The organism is Pseudomonas sp. SDO5591_S426 (assembly GCF_054070755.1).
In genome coordinates this window covers 1-24,412 of record NZ_JBSVXD010000090.1, presented here as the reverse complement: position 1 = coordinate 24,412, position 24,412 = coordinate 1, and the positions used below count along the sequence as shown (strand labels likewise).

Below are 24,412 nucleotides of genomic sequence, written 5' to 3'. Positions count from 1 at the left end.
TCTGTAGGCGCTGCCGAAGGCTGCGATCTTTTGATTTTTTTCACAAAAAAGCCGCGTATCAAACGCGGCTTTTTGTTGGGTGTGAAGCTTACACGTTGAAGCGGAAGTGCATCACGTCGCCGTCTTTAACGATGTAGTCCTTGCCTTCCAGGCGCCATTTACCGGCTTCCTTGGTACCGGCTTCACCCTTGTACTGGATGAAGTCGTTGTAGGCGATCACTTCGGCGCGGATAAAGCCTTTCTCGAAATCGGTGTGGATCACGCCAGCGGCTTGTGGTGCGGTGGCACCGACGCGGACGGTCCAGGCGCGGACTTCTTCGACACCGGCGGTGAAGTAGGTCTGCAGGTGCAGCATTTCGTAGCCGGCGCGGATCACGCGGTTCAGGCCAGGCTCTTCGAGGCCCAGGGCTTCGAGGAACATGTCTTTCTCTTCGCCGTCATCGAGCTCGGCGATTTCCGCTTCGATCTTGTTGCAGACCGGAACAACCATGGCGCCTTCTTCTTCGGCGATGGCACGGACCACGTCCAGGTGCGGGTTGTTCTCGAAACCGTCTTCAGCGACGTTGGCGATGTACATGACCGGTTTGGTGGTCAGCAGGTGGAAGCCCTTGATCACCGCTTTTTCGTCGGTGCCCATGTTCTTCATCAGGCTGCGCGCAGGCTTGCCTTCGGTGAAGTGAGTAATCAACTGCTCCAGCAGGCCTTTCTGGACGACGGCGTCCTTGTCACCACCCTTGGCGTTGCGCGCAACTTTCTGCAGTTGCTTCTCGCAACTGTCGAGGTCGGCGAAGATCAGTTCCAGGTCGATGATTTCGATGTCGCGTTTCGGGTCGACGCTGTTGGAGACGTGAATCACGTTCTCGTCTTCGAAACAGCGGACCACGTGGGCGATGGCATCGGTTTCACGGATGTTGGCCAGGAACTTGTTGCCCAGGCCTTCACCTTTCGACGCGCCGGCAACCAGGCCTGCGATGTCGACGAATTCCATGGTGGTCGGCAGGATGCGCTTTGGATTGACGATGGCTGCCAGGGCGTCCAGGCGCGGGTCCGGCATCGGCACGATACCGCTGTTGGGTTCGATGGTGCAGAAGGGGAAGTTCTCGGCCGCAATACCGGATTTGGTCAGGGCGTTGAACAGGGTGGACTTGCCGACGTTAGGCAGGCCGACGATGCCGCAATTGAATCCCATAGTGTTTCCCCTCGGATAAGAGTCAGGCCTTCTGGCTGTGCAGGTTTTTCATCGCGCGGTTCCATTCCCCGGCGAGGATATCCGGCAGCACGCCGAGGGCAAAGTCGATGCTGGCATCGAGTTTTTCCTGTTCGGCGCGTGGCGCACGACCCAGGACGAAATTTGAAACCATACTGGCAACGCCCGGGTGGCCAATGCCAAGCCGCAGACGGTAGAACGTATTCTGATTACCCAGTTGCGCAATGATGTCGCGCAACCCGTTGTGACCGCCATGGCCGCCGCCCTGCTTGAGCTTGGCAACGCCCGGAGGCAGATCGAGTTCGTCATGCGCCACGAGGATTTCTTCAGGCTTGATGCGGAAGAAACCGGCGAGAGCCGCCACGGCCTGGCCGCTGCGGTTCATGTACGTGGTGGGAATCAGCAGACGAACATCCTGACCCTGATGCGAATAGCGCCCGGTCAGGCCGAAATATTTGCGATCGGCTACAAGGTTGACGCCTTGTGCGTTCGCGATGCGCTCAACAAAAAGGGCCCCTGCGTTATGCCGGGTCTGTTCGTATTCGGCGCCTGGATTTCCCAGGCCAACGATCAGTTTGATGGCAGTCACGATAGGGGCCCTTCCTTGGAGTGGTGGATAACATCGCCGCAATCAGGGAGTGCGGCGAAAGTGGACGAAAAATGCTCATTTACCATAGATGTAAACTCCGCGTTCTCGCCCGCTTTCTCGCTACGTTCTAGTCCGCGATGTTTCCGGTCACTCCGGCGAACAGAGTAAAATTACTCTGCTGCGCCTTCTTCGGTAGCTTCTGGAGCAACACGTGGAGCGTGGACGTTGGCAACAGCCTTGTCATCGCCGTGTGCCAGAGCCACGAACTCAACGCCTTTAGGGGCTTTGAGGTCCGACAGGTGAATGATCGAACCGATTTCGGCGTTAGCCAGGTCGACTTCGATGAATTCAGGCAGGTCTTTAGGCAGGCAGGAAACTTCGATTTCCGAAGTTACGTGCGAGATTTCGCCGCCTTTCTTGGTCGGTGCTTCTTCGTTGATGAAGTGCACTGGAACGATAGCGGTCAGTTTCTGGCCGGCTACTACGCGTACGAAGTCAGCGTGCATCACGTGGCCTTTGGCCGGGTGACGCTGCAGGGCTTTGATCACGACGTTCTGCTTGGTGCCACCAACGTTCAGCTCGATGATGTGGCTGTAAGCCGCTTCGTTTTCGAGCAGTTTGGCAACTTCTTTAGCCAGCATGCTGATGGATTCAGGGGCTTTTTCGCCACCGTAAACTACAGCTGGTACCAGGCTTGCGAGACGACGCAGGCGGCGGCTCGCACCTTTCCCCAGGTCGGAACGCACTTCAGCATTCAGAGTAAAATCGTTCATGTTGTATCTCCAAAATAACCACATTCGCCCCAGCGTTTGCGACCAGCGCTAAAGGCGATATGGGCAAAAAAGCCCCGCCCCGACAGGAATGCCGGGGCGGGGCGCTTTTCGTCAACGAGACATTTCGAGAAGGGCAGGGCCCTTAGCGGAACATCGCGCTGATCGATTCTTCATTGCTGATGCGGCGGACCGCCTCGGCAACTACCGGTGCGATATCCAGTTGACGGATACGCGCACAGGCTTGTGCTGCAGCGGACAGCGGGATGGTGTTGGTCACCACCAACTCGTCCAGCACGGAATTTTCAATGTTTTCGATCGCCCGACCCGACAGCACAGGGTGCGTGCAGTAGGCGAAAACCTTGGCTGCGCCATGCTCTTTCAAGGCCTTCGCCGCGTGGCACAGGGTGCCGGCGGTATCGACCATGTCATCGACCAGAATACAGGTACGCCCTTCGACATCACCGATGATATGCATCACTTCAGAGTGATTGGCTTTCTCACGGCGTTTGTCGATGATCCCGAGATCCACGCCCAGGGATTTGGCAACGGCACGTGCACGCACGACGCCACCAATGTCCGGGGACACGATCATCAGGTTTTCGAAGCGCTGATCTTCAATGTCATCCACCAGAACCGGGGAGCCGTAGATGTTATCTACCGGAATATCGAAGAAACCCTGGATTTGGTCAGCATGCAGATCGACCGTGAGAACACGATCGATGCCGACTACGGTAAGCATGTCAGCAACGACTTTCGCGCTGATAGCCACACGTGCGGAACGCGGACGGCGATCCTGACGGGCATAACCAAAGTAAGGAATAACAGCAGTGATACGAGTAGCCGAGGAGCGGCGGAAGGCATCAGCCATCACTACCAGTTCCATCAGGTTATCGTTGGTCGGAGCGCAAGTCGGCTGAATAATGAAAACGTCTTTACCGCGAACGTTTTCATTGATCTCGGCTGTAATTTCGCCGTCGGAAAACTTACCGACAGAGATGTCACCGAGAGGGATATGCAGCTGACGTACGACACGCCGAGCCAGATCGGGGTTAGCATTCCCCGTAAAGACCATCATCTTGGACACGCGCAGTACCTAGAGGCTGAGGGTAACCTGGATGAGTATAGAAAATGGCAGGGGCGGCTGGATTCGAACCAACGCATGGCAGGATCAAAACCTGCTGCCTTACCGCTTGGCGACGCCCCTGTATCTGTTGCAACGATTACCCAGTAATCGGTTCCTTTAGAGCAGACTTTGCAGCTTGCGATGCAACATCGAAATGTTGCTTCCTTTTGCTACAAACCCTGTAAGGGTCTCTGTAAGAAGGGCCGAGACTTTATCAGCTTCAGCTTTGCTTGGGAAGCCCCCAAACACACAACTTCCAGTTCCGGTGAGTTTTGCTTCGGTAAATTTACCTAACAAATTCAAAGCGTTACGTACCTCTGGATAACGCCTTGTTACCACCGGCAAGCAGTCATTACGACTGTTTCCCTTGGGAACGGGGCGCACTTTAATGGGCGGCGTGTTACGTGTCAACAACGGATCGGAAAAAATTTCTGCCGTACTTACAGAGACTTGCGGCACGAGCACGAGATACCACGGTTCCTCGGGGTCAACCGGGGTCAGTTTCTCGCCAACACCCTCGGCGAAAGCCGCGTGGCCGCGCACGAAAACCGGGACATCGGCGCCCAGCGTCAGACCCAGCGCAGCCAGCCGATCCTCGTCCCAGCCCAGTTGCCAAAGATGATTGAGGCCGAGCAAGGTTGTTGCAGCGTTAGAACTGCCGCCACCGATTCCACCGCCCATGGGCAGGATTTTTTCAATCCAGATATCGATACCGAGCGAGCAACCGGATTGCTCTTGAAGCTTTTTCGCGGCCCTGACGATCAGATTGCTGTCGTGAGGAACGCCTTCGAATTCGGTGTGCAGGCGAATGACACCGTCATCGCGCACGGCGAAAGTAATTTCGTCGCCGTAGTCGAGAAACTGAAACATCGTCTGCAACTCGTGGTAGCCGTCTTCACGGCGACCCAGAATGTGCAGCATCAAATTGAGTTTGGCCGGCGAGGGCAGGGTCAGGCGAGTAGCCGGCATGTCATTGCCCCAGCTTGCGCGGTTGCCAGGCCTTGATCACCAGGGTGACATCAAGGTCGGTGCCGTGGAGTTTGATCCGCTCGGGCAACCAGTAGCCGTTTTGTTCGGTATAGGCGCTGTACTCCACCTGCCAACCGTCCTGTTCAAGATTGGCCAAACGGCTGTCGCCATCCAGCGTCAGGCGGCTTTTGCTGTCGGGAGCGGGGAGCCCGCGGACCCACCACGCCAGGTTGGCAACCGGCAGTTTCCAACCCATTTGCTCTTCAAGCAGAGCATCCGGAGAGGCCGCTTCGTAGCGCCCCTGATTGGCGACTTCCAGCGAAACCTTGCCCGGACGCCCGGTCAGGCGTGCCGCGCCGCGACCCAATGGGCCGGACAGACGGATGTCGTAGTAATCCTGGCGCTGCAACCAGAACAGCGTGCCGCTGCCCGAATCCTTTGGCGCGCGAATGCCGATCTTGCCGTCGATCTGCCAGCCGTCGAGGTTGGACAGTTGCTGTTTGTGCTCGCGCCATTGGGCGGGGTTGCCGTGACCCTCGACCGATTCGCGGGCACCGAAGCCCGCGCAACCGGCGAGCAGGGCGATGAAGCTGAAAACGATGATGTGGCGCAAAAACATAATCTTAAAGAGTCTCTGATCCGGTCAGGCGCTTGATGGTGCTGCGCAGGGTCGGGCTGTCGGGTTGTTCCTTGAGGAACTTGCTCCAGATTTGCTTGGCTTCGCGTTGCTTGCCGTTGGCCCACAGGACCTCGCCCAGATGCGCGGCGACTTCCTGATCGGGGAAACGCTCCAGCGCCTTACGCAGCAGGCGTTCGGCTTCGTCGAGGTTGCCCATGCGGAAATTCACCCAGCCGAGGCTGTCGAGAACCGCCGGGTCTTCCGGGTTGATCTGGTGTGCCTGTTCGATCAAGGCCTTGGCCTCGACGTAACGTGTGGTGCGGTCGGACAAGGTATAGCCGAGGGCGTTCAACGCCATGGCATTGTCCGGGTCGCGCTTGATGATCAGGCGCAGGTCTTTTTCCATCTGCGCCAGGTCATTGCGTTTTTCCGCCTGCATCGCACGGGTATAAAGCAGGTTCAGGTCGTCCGGGTACTTTTGCAGCGCTTGCTGCAGTACGGTCCAGGCCTTGTCGGGCTGGTTGTTGGCGGACAGGGTTTCGGCTTCGATCAGGTACAGCTGGATCGCGTAGTCCGGTTGCTCGTCGCGCTCGGCTGCCAGTTTGCGCTGGGCTTCGGCGGTCTTGCCGTTGTTCATCAGGATATCGGCCTGACGCAATTGTGCCGGCAGGTAGTCATTGCCCGGGCCGACCTGGCCGTACTCGATCAGCGCACCTTGTGGATCGTTGCGCTCTTCGGCGATGCGCCCGAGGTTCAAGTGCGCGGAGTCAACGTGGCTTTCGCGGGCGATCAGGTCTTCCAGGTAGCCCTTGGCCTCGGTCCAGGCCTTGGCTTCCAGGCAAACGAGCGCCAGCGAATAACGCAGTTCGTCGTCATCCGGGTATTGCTGCACCAGGCTCGAGAACTCGGCTTTGGCGTCATCCATGCGGTCCTGTTCAACCAGCATGCGCGCGTAAGTCAGGCGCAAGCGTTTGTCGTCCGGGTACTTCTTGATGCTTTTTTGCAGCAGCGGCAAGGCTTCATCGCCGCGATCAAGGGATTGCAGCAGGCGAGCGCGCAGGAGGATCGGGGCAATTTCACCGTCGTCCGGCGGATTGTCTTCCAATAGTGCCAGCGCACCTTTGGAGTCGCCGTCCTGTTGCATCAGCAGGGCCTTGCCGAAAATCAGCTGGCCGTTGTTCGGGTGGCGCTGCAACAGCCGGTCGAAACTCTTCATCAAGCCGTTGCGTGTGTCCTGGTCGGTGTCGGCGGCGGACAGCGCGAGGAAGTCGAAATGCGTGTCGCCCTTGCCTTGCAGGACTTTTTCCATATAGACCATGGAATCGTCGTAGCGACCGGCGCGTGCCAGTTGCACGGCCGCGGCCCGTTGCGCCTCAAGGTCGTCCGGGGCGTTTTTCGCCCAGATCAGCGCGGTGTCCAGGGCAGCCTGATCGGCGCCAAGGTATTCGGCGATACGGAATGCCCGCTCGGAGATGCCCGGATCCTGGGTGTTGATGGCCTGGGTCACGTAGTTGTCCAGGGCAATGTCGAAGCGATTGCGCTGGCCAGCCAGTTCCGCGCTCAGCAGGCTGAAGACGGTGTCTTCACTGAATGAGCTGTAAACCTTGGGCTTTTCAGGTGCCGGAGTGCTGTCTTCAGCCGGAGAGGTACCGTCCGGCGACACGGGTGCCATGGCCTGGCAGCCGCTGAGGAAGACAAAAGCGAGGAGCAACGCGGAAGATCTATTCATATAGGAAGAGGACGACTAACCTGCGGTCGGATCATCATGACACAAGCCTTGGGCCAAACATAACCGGCCCGGCAATTTACCCGCATGCCAGGTAAACGAGAAGCGATCTCAGTCTGCAGTGCTTCCTACAGGGGCGATAGATATCGAGTAGTTGTTCTCGATCTGACGAAGTAGGACAATTGCCGGCTTCACGTCACCACCAGCGACTTTGAATGGCCTTCCTTGCACTCGGTATTAACCACAAGACTGCTTCAGTAGACGTCCGCGAGCGCGTGGCCTTTACCCCTGAGCAGCTGGTTGAGGCCTTGCAGCAGCTCTGCCGACTCACCGACAGCCGCGAAGCTGCGATCCTCTCCACCTGCAATCGCAGTGAACTCTATATAGAACAGGATCACCTGTCGGCGGATATCGTGCTGCGCTGGCTGGCCGAATATCATCATTTGAGCCTCGAAGAGCTGCGCCAAAGCGCTTATGTGCACGAAGATGATGCGGCAGTTCGTCACATGATGCGCGTCGCCTCCGGGCTCGACTCGCTGGTGTTGGGCGAGCCGCAGATTCTCGGCCAGATGAAATCCGCCTACGCCGTGGCGCGCGAAGCCGGCACCATCGGGCCATTGCTCGGGCGCTTGTTCCAGGCCACGTTCAATGCCGCCAAGCAAGTGCGCACCGACACCGCTATTGGTGAAAACCCGGTGTCCGTGGCGTTTGCCGCGGTTAGCCTGGCGAAACAGATTTTCAGCGATTTGCAGCGCAGTCAGGCCTTGTTGATCGGCGCCGGCGAGACCATCACCCTGGTCGCCCGCCATCTGCATGACCTCGGCGTCAAGCGCATCGTGGTTGCCAACCGCACGCTGGAACGCGCCAGCATTCTGGCCGAGCAATTTGGCGCCCATGCGGTGCTGCTGTCGGACATTCCGGCGGAACTGGTACGCAGCGACATCGTCATCAGCTCCACTGCCAGCCAGTTGCCGATCCTCGGCAAAGGCGCGGTGGAAAGTGCGCTGAAGCTGCGCAAGCACAAGCCGATCTTCATGGTCGATATCGCCGTTCCGCGCGACATCGAGCCTGAAGTCGGCGAGTTGGACGACGTTTACCTGTATAGCGTCGACGATCTCCACGAAGTGGTCGCCGAGAACCTCAAGAGCCGTCAAGGCGCAGCGCAAGCCGCTGAAGAGATGGTCTCGGTCGGCGCCGAAGACTTCATGGTCCGCCTGCGCGAATTGGCGGCGGTCGACGTGCTCAAGGCCTATCGTCAACAGAGCGAACGCCTGCGCGACGAAGAATTGCAAAAAGCCCAGCGCCTGCTGGCCAACGGCAGCAGCGCCGAAGACGTGCTGGTGCAATTGGCGCGTGGCCTGACCAACAAACTGCTGCACGCACCAAGCGTGCAATTGAAAAAGCTCTCTGCCGAAGGTCGCCTCGATGCGCTGGCGATGGCCCAGGAACTCTTTGCCCTCAACGAGGGCTCATCGGAAAGCTTTTCGGATAAGAAACCGCAATGAAAGCGTCACTGCTCAATAAGCTGGACATCCTCCAGGACCGTTTCGAGGAATTGACCGCCCTGCTTGGCGATGGCGAGGTCATTTCCGATCAGAACAAATTCCGCACCTATTCCAAGGAATACGCGGAAGTCGAGCCGATCGTCGAAACCTATAAACAGCTGCTCAAAGTGCAAGGCGACCTCGAAGGCGCCCAGGCACTGCTCAAGGACAGCGACCCGGACATGCGCGAAATGGCCGTGGAAGAAGTCCGCGAAGCCAAGGAACGCCTGGTCGAACTGGAAGCCAGCCTGCAACGCATGCTGCTGCCCAAGGACCCGAACGACGGACGCAACGTGTTCCTCGAAATCCGCGCCGGCACCGGTGGTGACGAAGCGGCGATTTTCTCCGGCGACCTGTTCCGCATGTATTCGCGTTACGCCGAGCGTCGTGGCTGGCGGGTGGAGATCCTCTCGGAAAACGAGGGTGAGCACGGCGGTTATAAAGAAGTCATCGCCCGGGTTGAAGGCGACAACGTCTACGGCAAGCTGAAATTCGAGTCCGGTGCGCATCGCGTGCAACGGGTTCCGGCCACCGAATCCCAAGGGCGCATCCACACCTCGGCCTGCACCGTGGCGGTATTGCCCGAGCCGGACGAGCAGGAAGCGATCGAAATCAACCCGGCGGACTTGCGGGTCGACACCTACCGTTCCTCCGGTGCCGGTGGTCAGCACGTGAACAAAACCGACTCGGCGATTCGCATCACCCACTTGCCGTCCGGCATCGTGGTCGAGTGCCAGGAAGAGCGTTCGCAGCATAAGAACCGCGCCCGGGCGATGTCCTGGCTGTCGGCCAAGCTTAACGACCAGCAAACCAGCGCCGCAGCCAACGCCATCGCCAGCGAGCGTAAATTGCTGGTGGGTTCCGGTGACCGCTCCGAGCGGATCCGCACCTACAACTTTGCCCAGGGTCGGGTCACCGATCATCGGGTCAACCTGACGCTGTACTCCCTCGACGAAATCCTCGCCGGTGGCGTCGATGCGGTGATCGAGCCGTTGCTGGCCGAGTACCAGGCCGATCAACTCGCGGCGATAGGTGAGTAAATGACGATCATTGCCAGTTTGTTGCGCGCCGCCGATTTGCCCGATTCGCCCACGGCGCGTCTGGATGCCGAATTGTTGCTGGCGGCGGCGTTGGGCAAGTCCCGCAGCTTTTTGCACACTTGGCCGGAGCGCATCGTGCCAAGCGAAGCGGCGCTGACTTTCGCCGAGTATTTGCAGCGTCGTCGCGGTGGTGAGCCGGTAGCCTACATTCTGGGGCAGCAAGGGTTCTGGAAGCTCGATCTGGAAGTGGCGCCGCACACACTGATTCCGCGCCCGGACACCGAGTTGCTGGTGGAAGCCGCGCTTGAACTGTTGCCTGCCACGCCCGCAAAAGTACTTGATCTGGGCACCGGCAGCGGCGCCATCGCTCTGGCCCTGGCCAGCGAACGTCCGGCGTGGAAAGTCACTGCCGTGGACCGCGTGCTGGAAGCCGTGGCCCTGGCCGAGCGCAATCGCCAGCGTCTGCACCTGAACAACGCCACGGTGCTGAGCAGTCACTGGTTCAGTGCGCTGCAAGGTCAGCGTTTTGAGTTGATCATCAGCAACCCGCCGTACATTGCCGCCACCGATCCGCATCTGGTGGAAGGTGATGTGCGCTTCGAACCGGCCAGTGCATTGGTGGCCGGCGTCGACGGGCTCGACGATCTGCGGTTGATCGTCGCCCAGGCGCCAGATCATCTTGAGGCCGGTGGCTGGCTGATGCTCGAACACGGTTACGATCAGGCCGAGGCGGTGCGCGATCTGCTGCTGACCCGCGGCTTTGAAGAAGTCCACAGCCGCACCGATCTGGGCGGCCATCAACGCATCAGTCTGGGACGCCTGCCATGCTGAATGACCAGGAATTGCTGCGCTACAGCCGGCAGATTCTGTTGCAGCACATCGATATCGACGGTCAGTTGCGATTGAAAGAAAGCCGTGTGCTGATCGTCGGTCTTGGCGGCCTCGGTGCGCCGGTGGCGCTTTATCTGGCGGCAGCGGGCGTTGGCGAGTTGCATCTGGCGGACTTTGACACGGTCGATCTGACCAACCTGCAACGCCAGATCATTCACGACACCGACAGCGTCGGCATGACCAAGGTCGATTCGGCAATCAAGCGCCTGACTGCAATCAACCCCGAGATTCAGCTGGTCGCCCATCGAGCGGCGCTGGATGAAGGCTCACTGGCTGCTGCCGTGGCCGGGGTGGATCTGGTTCTGGACTGTTCCGATAATTTCTCCACCCGTGAAGCGGTTAACGCTGCGTGCGTGGGTGCGGGCAAGCCGCTGGTCAGCGGTGCGGCGATTCGCCTTGAAGGGCAGTTGTCGGTGTTCGACCCGCGCCGTGCGGAGAGCCCGTGCTACCACTGTTTATACGGGCACGGCAGCGAAGCCGAATTGACTTGCAGCGAGGCCGGTGTTGTCGGTCCGTTGGTGGGATTGGTCGGCAGTTTGCAAGCGCTCGAAGCGCTGAAGCTGCTGGCCGGTTTCGGCGAGCCGCTGGTGGGGCGGCTGTTGCTGATCGATGCGCTGGGCTCGCGTTTCCGTGAGCTGCGGGTCAAGCGTGATCCGAAATGCAGCGTTTGTGGGCCAAAGCATGCGTGAAGCGCCGATCGGCGTGTTCGACTCCGGCGTCGGTGGGCTTTCGGTGCTGGCCGAGATCCAGCGTTTGTTGCCCAACGAATCCCTGCTGTACGTCGCCGATTGCGGGAACATTCCCTACGGCGAGAAAACCCCGGAATTTATCCAACAGCGTTGCAGCGTGATGGCCGATTTTTTTCATCGCCAGGGCGCCAAGGCCTTGGTATTGGCCTGCAACACGGCAACGGTTGCAGGCGTTGCCGACTTGCGCCGCGATTACCCCGAATGGCCCATCGTCGGCATGGAGCCGGCAGTCAAACCGGCCGCCGCCGCGACTCGCAGTGGCGTGGTCGGTGTGCTGGCCACCACCGGCACGTTGCAGAGCGCCAAGTTCGCGGCGCTGCTCGACCGGTTCGCCACGGATGTGCGAGTCATCACCCAGCCTTGCCCCGGGTTGGTCGAGCTGATTGAAAACGGCGATCTGCACAGTCCCGCGCTGCGCCGGTTGCTCGAAAGTTATGTCGGGCCGCTGCTCGGCGCAGGCGCTGACACCATCATCCTGGGCTGCACCCATTACCCTTTCCTCAAGCCACTGCTCAAGCAGATGATCCCCGATGACATCAGCCTGATCGACACCGGCGCCGCGGTCGCTCGTCAACTTCAACGCCTTTTGGCCAAGCGCGAATTGCTCGCCGATGGGCCTGCTCGCCCTGCGCAGTTCTGGAGCAGTGCCGATCCGGTTCATTTCGCAAATATATTGCCGATACTGTGGAATAACGCTGGGGTTGTGCGAAGCTTCGAAGGGTAGGTAACTCTTGCTGGGGTTTTGAAAAATCGGGGTGAACTTCTGATAAATCGCCGACTTCTATAGCTGTGAGTGTCGAGCAACAAAAATACCAAACGAAATCGTTCGGAAAAGGAAGTTTCTAATGAAGCGACTATTCTGTTTGGCCGCGATTGCGGCTGCGTTGATGGGGCACAGTTTCACTGCACAGGCAGCAGGCGTGGAATTCGCGGTCGGTCAGACCGGCGAGTCGACCATGACTTATCGCCTGGGCTTGCAATTCGATTGGGATCAAAGTTGGTGGCAGACCGACGTCGGTCGATTGACCGGTTATTGGAGCGGTGCATACACCTATTGGGAGGGTGACAAGACCTCCGGCAACAACAGCCTGTCGTTCTCACCCGTGCTGGTTTACGAGTTTGCCGGCCAGAACGTCAAGCCGTACGTCGAACTAGGGGTTGGTGTGGCGGTGTTCTCCGACACTGAAATCGAAAACAACGATCTCGGAAGTTCGTTTCAGTTCGAAGACCGTTTCGGTGTTGGCCTGCGCTTTGCGGGCGGACATGAAGTCGGGATTCGTGCAACTCACTATTCCAATGCGGGGATCAGCAGCCCTAACAATGGGATAGAAAGTTACGCGTTGCATTACACGATGCCGTTGTAAGCAGCGCAACTTCAACAAGTTGCCAAAAACCCTGTGGGAGTGAGCCTGCTCGCGATAACGGCCTGTCAGTCAACATCAATGTTGAATCTGAAACCGCTATCGCGAGCAGGCTCGCTCCTACAGGAGACTAGCTGGTTTCGAGTTTAGCGATACGCCGTCGAAATCCCTTGGCGCTCATCTATGCATTCAGGCGCACCCATCTCGAACTCCCGGCAAATCAGCGGGCGTTTTTCGTAGATGGTGCACATCATCGTGTCGCGATCCAGCGCGGCGCACCAACCGTCATCCAGGCGCAGCATGACTTCCCCGCCCCAATCGTCGGTATCGATGTACCGCTCGGGCACGCCCGTGTCGGTGATCAGCATGACTTCGAGTTGGCAGCAGCAGGCTGCGCAAGTCGAGCAGGTGACTGCCGGCTCAGCGATTTGCGTGTGGGGAATGGTTTTCATGGCGCGCAGTGTAAGGCAGTCGGCCAGTGCTGTGTGAAAGCACTGACGGACGCTCAATGCCTGGCGGTTAGTCCTCTATCGGCGGGCTGCTGCGTGAACCGAGCGTCGGTTCCACCCGATCAGGAAAATCCGACATCGGCCACAGGGCCGTCACGAACATTCCAGCAAACGTGATCTCCAGCGGACGGCTTCCCAGTTTCGCGAAGATATGCCGCGCCGCTTTATCCGCCGGCCAGTTCATAGGCATCGACATTTCATCTTTTGCCGGCAGTGGCGTGTCGACAGCGCCGGGACTGACCACGGTGACCTCGATGCCTTCTGAAGCCACATCGATGCGCATGGACTCGAACAGATAGCGCAGGCCGGCTCGCGAACGGCCATTGGCCTCTGCGCGGGGCAATGGCAGATAAGTCACCGAGCTGGCCATGCCGACCAGATGCGGTGCGATACCGGCTCGCAGCAACGGCAGGGCGGCTTCGATGCAGTAGCTGCTGGCAAGCAGATTGGTGCGCACCACGTGCTCGACAATCGAGGCATCGATCTGTTTGGCATCGACGTATTCACAAGTGCCGGCATTGAGAATCACCGTGTCCAGCGAGCCCCAGTCCTCGGCGATCTGTTCGCCAATTTCACGTACGGTCTGGCTGTTGGTCAGGTCGCCCGCCAGCACCAGCACTTGCCCGGGATAACGTTGGGACAAGGCTTTCAGTGGTGCCGCTGAACGTGAACTGACGGCCAGATGGGCGCCGGTTTTCAGTATTTCTTCTGCCAGTGCGGCGCCAATACCGTTGCTCGCTCCGGTCAGCCAGTACCTTCGTGGAGGCGTAAGACTCATCCCGTTCTCCTTTTCAGCCCGACAATTGTCTGGCCCCATAACTGTAGAAGTTCATAGAGCATTTCTGCGGTAATAAAAAACCGGTGGTAATCGGGACGCGCAGGGTAAAGGAAACTACTCATGGTCGCCTCCGGCACTCTGTCGTGACGGCAGGTCCTTGAACGCTGCAAGGGCTCTGGCGCGTGAGGTGTTCAGGTCAACGATAGGTGGCGGATAGTCCGGTGCGCTGAACAAGTCGCCGAGATGTGCCGGGTTGTGCACTTGTTTTTTGTTCAGCCCGGCCAGTTCCGGCAACCAATGTTTGATGAACACGCCTTCGGCATCGAACTTTTCCGACTGACTCAGGGGATTGAAGATCCGGAAGTAGGGCGCCGAGTCAGTGCCGGTGGATGAACTCCATTGCCAGCCGCCGTTGTTTGCCGCGAGGTCGCCATCGATCAGGTGACGCATGAAAAAGCGTTCGCCCTCACGCCAGTCGATCAACAGGTTTTTGGTCAGGAACATCGCCACCACCATGCGCAAGCGATTGTGCATCCAGCCGGTTTCGAGCAGTTGGCGCATGGCCGCGTCGATAATCGGCAAACCGGTACGGGCTTGCTGCCAGGCAGCGAGTTCCTCGGGTGCGTCGCGCCAGGCCAGGGCCTCGGTTTCCGGGCGAAAAGCACGGTGCCGGGACACCTTTGGGTAGCCCACCAAAATGTGTTTATAGAACTCGCGCCACAGCAGTTCATTGATCCAGGTGACGGCGCCGACCTTGCCGCTTTCGAATTCACCCTGATTGCTTTGCAGCGCGGCGTGCAAGCACTGGCGTGGAGAGATCACCCCGGCGGCGAGGTAGGCCGAGAGTTGGCTGGTGCCGGGTTTCGCCGGGAAGTCCCGCTCGCTTTGGTAGTAGTCGATCTGGGCGTCGACGAAGGTGTCGAGGCGACGCCGGGCTTCGACTTCCCCGGCCGGCCAGAGTGCGCGAAGGCTGTCGGTAGGTGGGGCGAAACCTTTGATCCGGGTCGGGACTTCATCACTGGCGATGCTCAGCGGCGCTTGCTTCATCGGAGCGCTGACAAGACGTGGCAGTGACCGGTGCAAGCGTTCGTAGCAGACCTTGCGGAACTGACTGAAGACCTGAAAGTACGTGCCGGTTCTGGTCAGTACGCTGCCCGGCTTGAACAGCAACTGATCAAGGTAACTGTGAACGCCGATGTCCTGAGCATTCAGTGTTTCGGCCACTGCTGCATCCCTGCGGCTTTCGTGGATGCCGTATTCCTCATTGAAGTGCACGGCCTCGATGTTCAGCGCGCGACAAAGATCCAACAGCACTTTCGGCGCTTCATCCCAGCGCGGGGCCTCGCGGATCAACAGGGGAATGTTCAGCTCGCCCAACGCGTGCTTCAGTTCGTGGAGGTTGCGCAGCCAGAAGTCGACTTTGCACGGGGCGTCGTCGTGTTCCAGCCATTGTTGCGGACTCAACAGATAGACCGCCACACACTGGCCAACCGCTGCGGCGGCCGAGAGGGCGGTGTTGTCGTGTACGCGCAGATCACTGCGCAGCCAGATCAATTGCATGTTGATGCCCACATTAAACAAGCCCGCACTGAACCAGGATCTGCTGAGCCGACAATGGGTCTTCGGCCAGGAACAGATCAGCAATTTCTGAAGTTTTGACGGACAACTCGATGTGGTGAATGCGCACCGTTGGTCCGACGATCATTTTTGGGCAACTGACGCCGTTGAAAAGTTTCGCCAGCTGCGAAAGGTTTATGGCTTTGCTGGAATACAGCAGTACGCCACGGGGTTGCAGGTGATCGACCGCCAGCGCCAGTTCGCCGACAGGCAGTGGCCAGTCAAATACTTCCACCGGGCAATCGGCGCTGCTGATCAGCCAGGCGCAGAGCCACAGGTGAGGTTCAAGTGGCAGGTCCGAGTGGTTGATCAACAGCAATGGCGCGGTGCGCAGCTGACGATTGTTATGGTAGATACGTGCACCGAATTTGCTGCGTAGCCAGGAGTAAAAAAACACGCGCTCCAGCTGTGCGCCGAATTGGCCCTGCCAGCGTTGTTCCAGTTCGGCCAAGAGTGGCAACAGAAGTTGTTCACACAAGGTTCGCGGCGGGTACAGCGCCATGACCTGGTTGACGCTATCGTCCAGCGTTCGCTCGTTCAATTGCATGACCGCCTGGAGCAACGCCTGGCGCTGCGGGTGCCAGTCATTTTCGACCTGTTCGCCAAAGGCTTGCGGGGTGTCGAGCAGTTGCTTGACCTGGCTAACGGCGACGCCGCGGTTGAGCCAGGTGAGGATCGTCAGGATGCGTTGCACATGCTCGGCCGAGAACAGTCGATGGCCCTTGGGTGTGCGCTGCGGCACGATCAGGCCATAACGCCGTTCCCAGGCGCGCAAGGTGATGGCGTTCACGCCGGTCTGGCGGGCCACTTCGCGAATGGGCAGCCAGCCTTCATCGAGCGCTTTCTTGAAGTCGCTGCCCAGCCCTTCGCCGGCGCTGCTGTCGAGTACGGCTTTCATCAGATTGCGTTTCGCAGGCTGAGATTTTCCGGGTGCGGTTGCAGGTAGACCTGCTGCGCAATGTACGGATCCGGATGTTGGCGAAAGTGATGCTTGAGCAGCGTCAGTGGCACCACCAGCGGCACGATGCCGTGACGGTACTGGCCGATGACGTGCTGCACTTCCTGTTTGTCTTCAGCGCTGATCGCTTGTTTGAGATAACCGCTGATGTGTTGCAGGACATTGGTGTGGGTGCGCCGTGTGGCGCACTTTTTCAGGGCGGCCATCAGCTCACTGAAATAGCGCGGGCCAAGCTCCTGCGGATCGGTGTCGCCCATGTTGCCCAGCAGTGCGCCCAGGGTTTTGTATTGCACCGGGTTGTGGGCCATCAACAGGTACTTGTAGCGCGAATGGAAATCCGTGAGGCCGCGACGACTCAAGCCTTGTTGCAGCAATTGCTGCCAGGCGCCGTAGGCGAAAACGCGGGTGAGGAAGTTTTCCCGCAGTACCGGATCGTTGAGCCGGCCGTCTTCTTCCACCGGCAAATCAGGATGCAAGTCGCAGAAGGCGCGGGCGTAGATGCCTTGGCCACCACCATCGAGCGGTGCACCGTTGGCATGGTAGACCTTGACTCGCTCCAGGCCACAGGACGGGGATTTCTGCATGAAGATGTAGCCGCAGATATCGTCCAGTTCCGCCGCCATTTGCCGACCGTAAGCGGCCAGTGGCCGGGTGACGTTGAGCTGGTGATCAATCGTGCCGACGGCGTCGGGCTGATCCGGATCACCCACCAGCCGTATCGGCTGGCGCGGAATGCCCAGGCCGATGGCGACTTCCGGGCAGACCGGCACGAAATCGAAGTAATCGGTAAGGATGCGGCTGCACAGTTGCGAAGCCTTGTGCCCGCCGTTGTAGCGCACCTCGGCCCCCATCAGGCAGGCGCTGATGGCGATTTTCGGTTTGGTGGTGAGCAGCGGCATGGAAGGCACCTCGAATCAAAATCTGTACAGAGCATCAGCGCTGTACAACATAACTTGATCTTAGATTCGAAGCTATACAAGTCAAATTTTATGTATAGGTTTTTTGTCGGGCTGCTGTCCGGGTCGACAGCAGCGATTCTCTTGGATTGATGTCGGTCACTGCAGGTGCTCATGCAGGCGGCGGGCGGCTTCCTGGCCGCTGAGCCAAGCGCCTTCGACACGTCCCGACAAGCACCAGTCGCCACACGCATACAGGCCCAGATCGGCATCGGCCAGGGTTCCCCATTCATGGCTGCTGGCAGGGCGGGCATAGAGCCAGCGATGGGCGAGACTGAAGGTCGGTGCGGGCATCGAGTCGTGCAGCATTTCGGCGAACGCACCGTGCAACTGTTCGATCACCGCTTCTTTTGGCAGGTCGATGTGCTGGCGGCTCCAGGCGCTGGTGGCGTGCAGCACCCAGGTGTCTAGAGTGTTGTCACGGCCGGGTTTGCTGCGGTTGCGTGCCAGCCAGTCCAGCGGGCTGTCTTGCACGAAGCAACCTTCCATGGGCGTATCCAGTGGGGTTTCGAACGCCAGCGCCACGGCCCAGGTGGGGTCCATTTTCACCCCGGCGGCGGCCCCGGCGAGCTTCGGCGCGGAGGCCAGCAGGGCGGTGGCTTGCGGAGCCGGCGTGGCGATCACGACGTGACTGAACGGCCCGTGGGTGAAACCTTCGGCATCCTGCAGATGCCAGTGTTCTTCACCGCGATAGACCTCGGTGATCCGGCAGGCGAAATGCACTTCGAGGTCGCCAAGCAGGGCACGGGTGATGGCGCTCATGCGCGGCGTACCGACCCAGCGGGTCTGTTCGTCCGGCGACAGGCTGAGTTGGCCGCCATGGAAGGTGTACAGCTGCGGCGTCCATTCGGCCACCCAGCCGTTGGCTTGCCAGCGCTGCACTTCGGTGACGAAGCGGCGGTCGCGGGCGGTGAAATATTGCGCGCCCATGTCCAGCGCTCCCGCATCGCTGCGCTTGCTCGACATGCGTCCGCCGCTGCCGCGGCTTTTGTCAAAAAGTTGCACGACATGCCCCAACTCAGTCAGGGCTTGTGCGGCTGAGAGTCCGGCGATGCCGGTGCCGATGATTGCGATAGGTACAGTCATAAGGGCCTCGTTTACCTTTCTGTACAGACTACGCCGGGGTTGAAACCTGTACAATATTGTTTTTTGGTATAACTTTTAGCGTTCTCGTTCCGACAGCTTGGCCTATTGTTAAACACAGAGCCTGCCCGATATCAAAGATCCCTTGCTTATAAAAATAGACTAGTCATCAGGGTAAAACGCCACGCGAGGAAGAAGTCATGCACATATTGCTGACCGGCGGTACTGGTTTGATAGGACGTCAGCTCTGCCGACACTGGTTGAGTCAGGGCCATCGCCTCACAGTCTGGAGTCGCACGCCGGCAAAAGTCGCCAAAATCTGCGGCGCTCAGGTGCGAGGCATTGCCCGGTTAGAGGACGTTGGACAAGAGCCGGTCGATGCCATTATCAACCTGGCTGGCGCGCCTATTGCCGACCGACTGTGGACGCACAAGCGCAAAGCCTTGTTGTGGAGCAGCCGCATCACCCTGACCGAAACCTTGCTGGCCTGGCTCGAAAGCCGTGAGCAAAAACCGCAAGTTCTGATTTCCGGGTCGGCGGTCGGTTGGTACGGCGATGGTGGTGAACGTGAGTTGACCGAAGATTCGCCCCCGGTGATCGACGATTTTGCCAGCCAGTTGTGCATCGCCTGGGAAGAGACCGCACAGCGTGCCGAAGCCTTGGGCATTCGCGTGATCCTCATCCGCACCGGGTTGGTGTTGTCGGCCGAGGGCGGCTTTTTGTCGCGCCTGCTGTTGCCGTTCAAACTGGGGCTGGGCGGGCCGATTGGCAATGGTCGGCAGTGGATGCCGTGGATCCATATCAACGATCAAATCGCCCTGATTGATTTTCTTCTGCATCGCAATGAAGCCGTCGGTCCATATAATGCCTGCGCACCGAAGCCGGTGCGCAACCGCGAGTTTGCCAAAACCCTGGGCAGCGTTTTGCACCGCCCGGCGTTCATGCCGATGCCGGCCTTTGCGTTGAAGGTCGGTCTGGGCGAGTTGTCGTTGTTGCTGCTGGGTGGCCAACGGGCCATGCCGGCGCGCTTGCTCCAGGCAGGATTCACTTTCCAGTTCACTGATTTGCGCGCGGCCCTGGACGACCTGTCCAGCCGCCTTTGAAATAGGACGTTGCATGACCGATCACGCGTTGCTTCTGGTCAACCTGGGCTCTCCTGCCTCCACCTCGGTGGCGGATGTGCGCAGCTACCTCAATCAGTTTCTGATGGACCCGTACGTGATCGACCTGCCTTGGCCGGTGCGGCGTCTGTTGGTGTCGTTGATCCTGGTCAACCGTCCCAAGCAGTCGGCCCATGCCTATGCCTCGATCTGGTGGGAGGAGGGCTCGCCGCTGGTTGTGCTGAGTCGTCGTCTGCAACAGGCCATGACCGCACAATGGAAGCACGGGCCTGTAGAGCTGGCGATGCGCTACGGTGAGCCGTCCATTGAGTCGACGCTGTTGCGTCTGGTGGCGGCGGGGAACAAACGCATCACCCTGGCGCCGCTTTATCCGCAGTTCGCCGACAGCACCACCACGACGGTGATCGAAGAAGCCAGGCGCGTCGTGCGTGAGAAAAAACTCGATGTGCAACTGTCGGTACTCCAGCCGTTCTACGATCAGCCGGAATACCTCGACGCCTTGGTGGCCACGGCCAAGCCGTATCTGCAACAGGATTACGACCATCTGTTGCTGAGTTTCCATGGGTTGCCAGAGCGGCACCTGACCAAACTCAACCCGGGTCACAGCTTCGAGGGCGGTGGCGATTGCTGCGCCGGTGCGCCGCCGGAAGTGGTCGCAACCTGTTATCGCGGACAGTGCCTGCGCACTGCGAAGGAATTTGCCAAGCGCATGGGCCTGCCGGATGGCAAATGGTCGGTGTCATTCCAGTCGCGTCTGGGGCGCGCCAAATGGATTGAACCCTACACCGAGGCACGCCTCGATGAACTGGCCAAAAACGGCGTGAAGAAGGTCTTGGTGATGTGCCCGGCGTTCGTTGCCGATTGCATCGAGACGCTGGAGGAGATTGGTGATCGCGGGCTGGAACAGTTCCGCGAGGCGGGGGGCGAGGAGTTGGTGCTGGTGCCGTGCCTCAACGATGATCCGCGTTGGGCGCAGGCGTTGAGTGTGTTGTGCGAGCGAGCGCCGTTGATGCTCTAAAAGCATCGCGGGCAAGCCTCGCTCCTACAAAGTTGTGTCCATCCACAATGGTGTGGTCGACATGAAACCTGTAGGAGCAAGGCTTGCCCGCGATAGCGTTCTCGAGGCTGGCTTAGATCAGCGGCTCATCCGCCTTCTTGTGCTTCCAGCTGTCATTGCCCGGCAGGATCAGGTTCAGCGCAATCGCCACCACCGCGCACAGCGCAATGCCTTTGAGGCCGAAATCATCCGGACCGGTGCCGGTGCCGACCAGCACACCGCCAATCCCGAACACCAGAGTCACCGACACAATCACCAGATTGCGCGCCTCGCCCAGATCGATCTTGTGGCGGATCAGCGTGTTCATGCCGACGGCTGCAATCGAACCGAACAACAGGCAGAGAATCCCGCCCATCACCGGGACTGGAATGCTTTGCAGCAGCGCGCCGAACTTGCCGACGAACGCCAGGCTGATGGCGAAGATCGCCGCCCAGGTCATGATTTTCGGGTTGTAGTTCTTGGTCAGCATTACCGCGCCAGTCACTTCGGCGTAGGTGGTGTTGGGCGGTCCGCCGAACAGACCGGCGGCGGTGGTGGCAATGCCGTCACCGAGCAGGGTGCGGTGCAGGCCGGGCTTCTTCAGGTAATCGCGGCCGGTCACGCTACCCACGGCAATCACGCCGCCGATGTGCTCAATGGCCGGAGCCAGGGCTACCGGAACGATGAACAGGATCGCCTGCCAGTTGAATTCCGGCGCAGTGAAGTGCGGGATGGCGAACCACGGTGCAGCAGCAATCTTCGCCGTGTCGACCACGCCGAAATAGAACGCCATGCCAAAACCCACCAGCACGCCGGAGATGATCGGCACCAGGCGGAAAATACCTTTGCCGAACACCGCGACGATCAGGGTCGTCAGCAGCGCGGGCATCGAGATCAGCATCGCGGTCTGATAATGAATCAACTCGCTACCGTCACCGGCCTTGCCCATCGCCATGTTGGCGGCAATCGGCGCCATGGCCAGGCCGATGGAGATGATCACCGGGCCGATCACCACCGGTGGCAGCAGGCGATCGATGAAGCCAGTGCCTTTGATCTTCACGGCCAAGCCGAGGAAGGTGTAGACGAAACCGGCCGCCATCACACCGCCCATGGTCGCGGCGAGGCCGAACTGGCCCTTGGCGAGAATGATCGGCGTGATGAAGGCAAAACTCGATGCCAGGAACACCGGCACCTGACGCCCGGTGACGATCTGGAACAGGATCGTCCCCAGACCTGCGGTAAACAGCGCCACGTTCGGATCAAGGCCGGTAATCAGCGGCATCAACACCAGGGCGCCGAAGGCCACGAACAGCATCTGGGCGCCGGACAGCACCGTGCGCCAGAGCGGATCGTTGAACTCTTGCTGCATGCTCACGCGTCCTTCTGCTTGGTGCCGAAGATCTTGTCGCCAGCATCGCCCAGGCCCGGGATGATGTAACCGTGTTCGTTGAGTTTTTCATCGATGGAAGCGGTGTAGATGGTCACGTCCGGGTGAGCTTTCTCTACGGCGGCGATGCCTTCCGGGGCGGCGACCAGCACCATGGCGCGTATGTCGCGGCAGCCGGCTTTTTTCAGCAGGTCGATGGTGGCAACCATGGAACTGCCGGTGGCGAGCATCGGGTCGATGATCATCGCCAGGCGTTCGTTGATTTCCGGGACCAGTTTTTCCAGGTAAGTGTGGGCCTGAAGGGTTTCTTCGTTGCGGGCAACGCCCACGGCGCTGACCTTGGCGCCCGGGATCAGGCTGAGCACGCCTTCAAGCATGCCGATACCTGCACGCAGGATCGGTACCACGGTAATCTTCTTGCCGGCGATTTTCTCGACCGACACAGTGCCGCACCAGCCTTCGATATCGTAGGATTCCAACGGCAGGTCTTTGGTGGCTTCATAGGTCAGCAGGGCACCGACTTCCTGAGCGAGCTCACGGAAATTCTTGGTGCTGATGTCTGCGCGGCGCATCAGGCCAAGTTTATGACGGATCAGCGGGTGGCGGATCTCGAGGATGGGCATGGGAAAGGCTCCGGCGGCGGGCAAAAAAACCGGCCTAGATTAATCTATCCGAGGGTGTTGTCCTATAGACATTAGAGTACGTTAGTCCACAAAGGCTTGATCTGGCCGTTCGGGATGCGTACCTTTGCCCGCTTTTCCGAATCCGTCCCCCCTTGGAGAGCGCCATGTCCGCTGATCTCGAGCATATCCGTCAAATCATGCGAGAGGCTGACTGCCTGTACACCGAAGCTGAAGTCGAGGCGGCCATCGCCCGCGTCGGTGCACACATCAATGATGAACTGGCGGACAGCAACCCGGTGGTGTTCTGCGTGATGAACGGCGGGCTGATTTTCGCCGGCAAACTGCTCACCCATTTGCAGTTCCCGCTGGAAGCGTCCTACCTGCACGCCACCCGTTATCGCAACGAAACCAGCGGCGGCGAGCTGTTCTGGAAAGCCAAGCCGGAAGTGTCGTTCATCGACCGTGACGTACTGATCATCGACGACATCCTCGACGAAGGTCATACCCTGGGCGCGATCATCGACTTCTGCAAACACGCCGGTGCCCGCAAAGTGCACACCGCCGTGCTGATCGACAAGGACCACGACCGCAAGGCCCGTCCGGACCTGAAGGCCGACTTCGTCGGTCTGCCATGCATCGACCGTTACATCTTCGGTTACGGCATGGACTACAAGGGCTACTGGCGCAACGCCAACGGGATTTTTGCCGTTAAAGGCATGTAAGCTCGTTGCGTCCTCAAAAGATCGCAGCCTTCGGCAGCTACAGGGTGTACGACAATCCCATGTAGGAGCTGCCGAAGGCTGCGATCTTTTGCTTTTAAACCCATGCTAGAGTGCTCGGCCCCGATTCCGGAGCCTGTCATGAGTCTTTTGATCCGCAGCTGTGCCGCCTTGTTGCTGACCCTCAGCCTGCCCCTGGCTGCCGCCCCGGCGCCGATGCACGGGCAGTTCCTGCCGCCGGATGACCTGACCCTGCGTGATGCTGAACCTGAGCAGCAACAGCTGCTGCAAGTCACCGAATATTCAGTGGTGGTTGGCAGTCAGCGCCAGTCCAACCAGCAGCCAATTCCGGTCACTTCGCCGCTGTTGGTCCGCCTCAAGGGTAAGTCCTTGAACAAGGGCGCGACGATCAATCAGGTGCTGGTCAATTTCGATGGCGAAAGCAAAAGCCTGAAAAAGCCGGTCTACGACGACAAATCCAAAACCCTCACCCTCTATTACCCGTTGGCGCAGTACCGGGTGGTGATCGATTTGCTGCGCAATGACACGGTGTATTGCCAGTTTCTCAGCTATGCCAACGGCCACATTTGGGCCGATCTGCACACCGGCGCTGTTCGTCCGCGTTGAGCCCGGCGCCCGCGCAGGGGTAAACTGCCCGCCCGTGAAATGTCTGCGAGCTGGAGTCGGCAATGCGTAAAGATAAGAAACAAGTGATTGGTGACGAGATCGGCGATGAGCAGATCAAGTTGTTCCTCGATTTCGAACCGGTCGACGCGACTTCTCCGTCCCTGCACAAACTGATCAAGGCCTATCGTGGTCTGCGCATCGACGATTTCGAGCGTTTCCTGACGTTCTTCGTCGAGGCCGGTTACGACGTGGATGGCAAGGACGAGCACGGCAATGACTTCGTTGCCCTGATCAAGGATCAGCGTAATGCGCCGGATTACATCGAGCTGATCGAAAAAGCTCGCGGCTAAAAATCAAAAGATCGCAGCCTTCGGCAGCTCCTACAGTAGGGACGCGGTTGCAAAGTA

26 protein-coding genes and 1 tRNA gene are annotated in these 24,412 nt (G+C 59.3%); 11 read left to right on the top strand and 16 right to left on the bottom strand.

The features are described from left to right. Positions 1-88 precede the first annotated feature (88 nt). The 8 genes from ychF to ACW9JC_RS17920 form a co-directional block, all read right to left on the bottom strand. The gene (ychF, locus tag ACW9JC_RS17955; protein ID WP_457456494.1) at positions 89-1,189 is read right to left on the bottom strand and encodes a redox-regulated ATPase YchF; all 1,101 of its coding nucleotides are present in this window, start codon (positions 1,187-1,189) and stop codon (positions 89-91) included. 22 nt (positions 1,190-1,211) lie between these two features. Next, complete coding sequence (gene pth, locus ACW9JC_RS17950) at positions 1,212-1,796, bottom strand: aminoacyl-tRNA hydrolase (RefSeq protein ID WP_008037207.1); 585 nt, start codon at positions 1,794-1,796, stop codon at positions 1,212-1,214. 170 nt (positions 1,797-1,966) lie between these two features. Then, positions 1,967-2,569 (bottom strand): 50S ribosomal protein L25/general stress protein Ctc, encoded by a 603-nt coding sequence (locus ACW9JC_RS17945; RefSeq protein WP_053159713.1) that lies wholly within the window; start codon positions 2,567-2,569, stop codon positions 1,967-1,969. A gap of 142 nt (positions 2,570-2,711) precedes the next feature. Further along, positions 2,712-3,653 carry a ribose-phosphate pyrophosphokinase gene (locus ACW9JC_RS17940; RefSeq protein WP_003171603.1) on the bottom strand — a complete coding sequence of 314 codons (942 nt, stop codon included), beginning with the start codon at positions 3,651-3,653 and terminating at the stop codon, positions 2,712-2,714. Between the two features lie 45 nt (positions 3,654-3,698). After that, positions 3,699-3,773 (bottom strand) — tRNA-Gln (locus tag ACW9JC_RS17935). Between the two features lie 36 nt (positions 3,774-3,809). After that, entirely contained in the window at positions 3,810-4,661 is an 852-nt protein-coding gene (gene ispE / locus ACW9JC_RS17930) for a 4-(cytidine 5'-diphospho)-2-C-methyl-D-erythritol kinase (protein ID WP_457456491.1), read from the bottom strand. Between the two features lies 1 nt (position 4,662). Beyond that, the gene (lolB, locus tag ACW9JC_RS17925) at positions 4,663-5,280 is read right to left on the bottom strand and encodes a lipoprotein insertase outer membrane protein LolB (protein WP_457456489.1); all 618 of its coding nucleotides are present in this window, start codon (positions 5,278-5,280) and stop codon (positions 4,663-4,665) included. Between the two features lie 4 nt (positions 5,281-5,284). Then, positions 5,285-7,009: a tetratricopeptide repeat protein gene (locus tag ACW9JC_RS17920; protein ID WP_416130527.1), complete on the bottom strand. Its 1,725-nt coding sequence runs from the start codon at positions 7,007-7,009 to the stop codon at positions 5,285-5,287. Between the two features lie 212 nt (positions 7,010-7,221). On the opposite strand from ACW9JC_RS17920, the gene hemA reads away from it, so the two are divergent. From hemA to ACW9JC_RS17890, 6 genes are all read left to right on the top strand, one after another. Further along, complete coding sequence (gene hemA / locus ACW9JC_RS17915) at positions 7,222-8,511, top strand: glutamyl-tRNA reductase (protein WP_457456487.1); 1,290 nt, start codon at positions 7,222-7,224, stop codon at positions 8,509-8,511. Then, the gene (gene prfA, locus ACW9JC_RS17910) at positions 8,508-9,590 is read left to right on the top strand and encodes a peptide chain release factor 1 (protein ID WP_338583014.1); all 1,083 of its coding nucleotides are present in this window, start codon (positions 8,508-8,510) and stop codon (positions 9,588-9,590) included. The genes hemA and prfA overlap by 4 nt, the downstream gene beginning before the upstream one ends. Continuing rightward, the gene (gene prmC / locus ACW9JC_RS17905) at positions 9,591-10,421 is read left to right on the top strand and encodes a peptide chain release factor N(5)-glutamine methyltransferase (protein WP_457456485.1); all 831 of its coding nucleotides are present in this window, start codon (positions 9,591-9,593) and stop codon (positions 10,419-10,421) included. It begins immediately after the preceding gene. Next, the gene (locus tag ACW9JC_RS17900; RefSeq protein ID WP_457456483.1) at positions 10,415-11,170 is read left to right on the top strand and encodes a molybdopterin-synthase adenylyltransferase MoeB; all 756 of its coding nucleotides are present in this window, start codon (positions 10,415-10,417) and stop codon (positions 11,168-11,170) included. The genes prmC and ACW9JC_RS17900 overlap by 7 nt, the downstream gene beginning before the upstream one ends. Then, on the top strand, positions 11,163-11,954 hold the full coding sequence (gene murI, locus ACW9JC_RS17895; protein ID WP_457456481.1) for a glutamate racemase: 792 nt from the start codon (positions 11,163-11,165) through the stop codon (positions 11,952-11,954). Before ACW9JC_RS17900 ends, murI begins: the two co-directional genes overlap by 8 nt. Positions 11,955-12,075: 121 nt before the next feature. Further along, the gene (locus tag ACW9JC_RS17890) at positions 12,076-12,594 is read left to right on the top strand and encodes an acyloxyacyl hydrolase (protein WP_457456479.1); all 519 of its coding nucleotides are present in this window, start codon (positions 12,076-12,078) and stop codon (positions 12,592-12,594) included. A 143-nt stretch (positions 12,595-12,737) separates the two neighbouring features. On the opposite strand, the gene ACW9JC_RS17885 is transcribed toward ACW9JC_RS17890, so the two are convergent. The 6 genes from ACW9JC_RS17885 to ACW9JC_RS17860 form a co-directional block, all read right to left on the bottom strand. Then, positions 12,738-13,043 carry a YkgJ family cysteine cluster protein gene (locus ACW9JC_RS17885; protein WP_338583007.1) on the bottom strand — a complete coding sequence of 102 codons (306 nt, stop codon included), beginning with the start codon at positions 13,041-13,043 and terminating at the stop codon, positions 12,738-12,740. Between the two features lie 67 nt (positions 13,044-13,110). Further along, positions 13,111-13,878: an SDR family NAD(P)-dependent oxidoreductase gene (locus ACW9JC_RS17880; protein WP_457456477.1), complete on the bottom strand. Its 768-nt coding sequence runs from the start codon at positions 13,876-13,878 to the stop codon at positions 13,111-13,113. A gap of 114 nt (positions 13,879-13,992) precedes the next feature. Further along, entirely contained in the window at positions 13,993-15,438 is a 1,446-nt protein-coding gene (gene phrB, locus ACW9JC_RS17875; protein WP_457456476.1) for a deoxyribodipyrimidine photo-lyase, read from the bottom strand. Positions 15,439-15,451: 13 nt separating this feature from the next. Further along, entirely contained in the window at positions 15,452-16,393 is a 942-nt protein-coding gene (locus ACW9JC_RS17870; RefSeq protein ID WP_457456473.1) for a MerR family transcriptional regulator, read from the bottom strand. Next, entirely contained in the window at positions 16,393-17,352 is a 960-nt protein-coding gene (locus ACW9JC_RS17865) for a YbgA family protein (protein WP_457456471.1), read from the bottom strand. Before ACW9JC_RS17865 ends, ACW9JC_RS17870 begins: the two co-directional genes overlap by 1 nt. A 156-nt stretch (positions 17,353-17,508) precedes the next feature. Continuing rightward, on the bottom strand, positions 17,509-18,495 hold the full coding sequence (locus tag ACW9JC_RS17860) for an NAD(P)/FAD-dependent oxidoreductase (protein ID WP_338583000.1): 987 nt from the start codon (positions 18,493-18,495) through the stop codon (positions 17,509-17,511). 197 nt (positions 18,496-18,692) lie between these two features. On the opposite strand from ACW9JC_RS17860, the gene ACW9JC_RS17855 reads away from it, so the two are divergent. Both ACW9JC_RS17855 and hemH read left to right on the top strand, forming a co-directional pair. After that, on the top strand, positions 18,693-19,595 hold the full coding sequence (locus ACW9JC_RS17855) for a TIGR01777 family oxidoreductase (RefSeq protein ID WP_457456469.1): 903 nt from the start codon (positions 18,693-18,695) through the stop codon (positions 19,593-19,595). A 13-nt stretch (positions 19,596-19,608) separates the two neighbouring features. Further along, complete coding sequence (gene hemH / locus ACW9JC_RS17850; protein ID WP_457456467.1) at positions 19,609-20,631, top strand: ferrochelatase; 1,023 nt, start codon at positions 19,609-19,611, stop codon at positions 20,629-20,631. Positions 20,632-20,743: 112 nt separating this feature from the next. Here hemH and ACW9JC_RS17845 read toward each other — a convergent pair whose 3' ends face one another. After that, a complete protein-coding gene (locus ACW9JC_RS17845) occupies positions 20,744-22,018 on the bottom strand; it encodes a uracil-xanthine permease family protein (RefSeq protein ID WP_338582995.1) in 1,275 nt (424 codons plus the stop codon). A gap of 2 nt (positions 22,019-22,020) precedes the next feature. Next, complete coding sequence (gene upp, locus ACW9JC_RS17840) at positions 22,021-22,659, bottom strand: uracil phosphoribosyltransferase (RefSeq protein ID WP_017340734.1); 639 nt, start codon at positions 22,657-22,659, stop codon at positions 22,021-22,023. A gap of 164 nt (positions 22,660-22,823) precedes the next feature. On the opposite strand from upp, the gene ACW9JC_RS17835 reads away from it, so the two are divergent. From ACW9JC_RS17835 to ACW9JC_RS17825, 3 genes are all read left to right on the top strand, one after another. Next, a complete protein-coding gene (locus ACW9JC_RS17835; RefSeq protein ID WP_008060214.1) occupies positions 22,824-23,381 on the top strand; it encodes a hypoxanthine-guanine phosphoribosyltransferase in 558 nt (185 codons plus the stop codon). A gap of 138 nt (positions 23,382-23,519) precedes the next feature. Next, positions 23,520-24,005 carry a hypothetical protein gene (locus tag ACW9JC_RS17830; RefSeq protein WP_419708596.1) on the top strand — a complete coding sequence of 162 codons (486 nt, stop codon included), beginning with the start codon at positions 23,520-23,522 and terminating at the stop codon, positions 24,003-24,005. 62 nt (positions 24,006-24,067) lie between these two features. Next, on the top strand, positions 24,068-24,355 hold the full coding sequence (locus ACW9JC_RS17825) for a PA4642 family protein (protein ID WP_150704776.1): 288 nt from the start codon (positions 24,068-24,070) through the stop codon (positions 24,353-24,355). Positions 24,356-24,412: the final 57 nt, after the last annotated feature.

Coding starts and splice junctions, on each gene's coding strand:
- ychF (WP_457456494.1), bottom strand. CDS start 1,189: ATGGGATTCAATTGCGGCATCGTCGGCCTGCCTAACGTCGGCAAGTCC.
- ACW9JC_RS17945 (WP_053159713.1), bottom strand. CDS start 2,569: ATGAACGATTTTACTCTGAATGCTGAAGTGCGTTCCGACCTGGGGAAA.
- ispE (WP_457456491.1), bottom strand. CDS start 4,661: ATGCCGGCTACTCGCCTGACCCTGCCCTCGCCGGCCAAACTCAATTTG.
- lolB (WP_457456489.1), bottom strand. CDS start 5,280: ATGTTTTTGCGCCACATCATCGTTTTCAGCTTCATCGCCCTGCTCGCC.
- ACW9JC_RS17920 (WP_416130527.1), bottom strand. CDS start 7,009: ATGAATAGATCTTCCGCGTTGCTCCTCGCTTTTGTCTTCCTCAGCGGC.
- hemA (WP_457456487.1), top strand. CDS start 7,222: ATGGCCTTCCTTGCACTCGGTATTAACCACAAGACTGCTTCAGTAGAC.
- prfA (WP_338583014.1), top strand. CDS start 8,508: ATGAAAGCGTCACTGCTCAATAAGCTGGACATCCTCCAGGACCGTTTC.
- prmC (WP_457456485.1), top strand. CDS start 9,591: ATGACGATCATTGCCAGTTTGTTGCGCGCCGCCGATTTGCCCGATTCG.
- ACW9JC_RS17900 (WP_457456483.1), top strand. CDS start 10,415: ATGCTGAATGACCAGGAATTGCTGCGCTACAGCCGGCAGATTCTGTTG.
- murI (WP_457456481.1), top strand. CDS start 11,163: ATGCGTGAAGCGCCGATCGGCGTGTTCGACTCCGGCGTCGGTGGGCTT.
- ACW9JC_RS17890 (WP_457456479.1), top strand. CDS start 12,076: ATGAAGCGACTATTCTGTTTGGCCGCGATTGCGGCTGCGTTGATGGGG.
- ACW9JC_RS17885 (WP_338583007.1), bottom strand. CDS start 13,043: ATGAAAACCATTCCCCACACGCAAATCGCTGAGCCGGCAGTCACCTGC.
- ACW9JC_RS17880 (WP_457456477.1), bottom strand. CDS start 13,878: ATGAGTCTTACGCCTCCACGAAGGTACTGGCTGACCGGAGCGAGCAAC.
- phrB (WP_457456476.1), bottom strand. CDS start 15,438: ATGCAATTGATCTGGCTGCGCAGTGATCTGCGCGTACACGACAACACC.
- ACW9JC_RS17870 (WP_457456473.1), bottom strand. CDS start 16,393: ATGAAAGCCGTACTCGACAGCAGCGCCGGCGAAGGGCTGGGCAGCGAC.
- ACW9JC_RS17865 (WP_457456471.1), bottom strand. CDS start 17,352: ATGCCGCTGCTCACCACCAAACCGAAAATCGCCATCAGCGCCTGCCTG.
- ACW9JC_RS17860 (WP_338583000.1), bottom strand. CDS start 18,495: ATGACTGTACCTATCGCAATCATCGGCACCGGCATCGCCGGACTCTCA.
- ACW9JC_RS17855 (WP_457456469.1), top strand. CDS start 18,693: ATGCACATATTGCTGACCGGCGGTACTGGTTTGATAGGACGTCAGCTC.
- hemH (WP_457456467.1), top strand. CDS start 19,609: ATGACCGATCACGCGTTGCTTCTGGTCAACCTGGGCTCTCCTGCCTCC.
- ACW9JC_RS17845 (WP_338582995.1), bottom strand. CDS start 22,018: ATGCAGCAAGAGTTCAACGATCCGCTCTGGCGCACGGTGCTGTCCGGC.
- upp (WP_017340734.1), bottom strand. CDS start 22,659: ATGCCCATCCTCGAGATCCGCCACCCGCTGATCCGTCATAAACTTGGC.
- ACW9JC_RS17835 (WP_008060214.1), top strand. CDS start 22,824: ATGTCCGCTGATCTCGAGCATATCCGTCAAATCATGCGAGAGGCTGAC.
- ACW9JC_RS17830 (WP_419708596.1), top strand. CDS start 23,520: ATGAGTCTTTTGATCCGCAGCTGTGCCGCCTTGTTGCTGACCCTCAGC.
- ACW9JC_RS17825 (WP_150704776.1), top strand. CDS start 24,068: ATGCGTAAAGATAAGAAACAAGTGATTGGTGACGAGATCGGCGATGAG.